Source organism: Psychrobacter sp. S1-30-MNA-CIBAN-0213 (genome assembly GCF_040309845.1).
GTDB lineage: Bacteria > Pseudomonadota > Gammaproteobacteria > Pseudomonadales > Moraxellaceae > Psychrobacter.
In genome coordinates this window covers 1-281 of record NZ_JBEOPE010000054.1, presented here as the reverse complement: position 1 = coordinate 281, position 281 = coordinate 1, and the positions used below count along the sequence as shown (strand labels likewise).

Below are 281 nucleotides of genomic sequence, written 5' to 3'. Positions count from 1 at the left end.
CTTCTCTTCATGCTTTAGCGCGGTACTAACAAACGCTTATAAACTTCGTCTTCAAGCTTCGTCAAACCATGACCGCGACCACGCTCCATAGCCGTATCCATCTTACGCCCGCGTAGCCAACCTGCCCGCAGAGCAATCGCTGCACCTACTCTATTGCCAGAGCCACAGTGCAACGCTGTTTTTTTGCCATGATGTTGGCGTAAGATATTATCAAACGCCAATATCTTAAGCTGCTTTAAATCTGCAGCGCCGCTAATAGCCAGCTGCTCATAGTGCATGCC

1 pseudogene is annotated in these 281 nt (G+C 49.5%); it reads right to left on the bottom strand.

Annotation, left to right across the window (positions count from 1 at the left end):
• Nucleotides 1-14: 14 nt before the first annotated feature.
• Nucleotides 15-281 (bottom strand): annotated as a pseudogene (locus AAEY87_RS13925) (protein tyrosine phosphatase family protein); the annotation flags it as partial.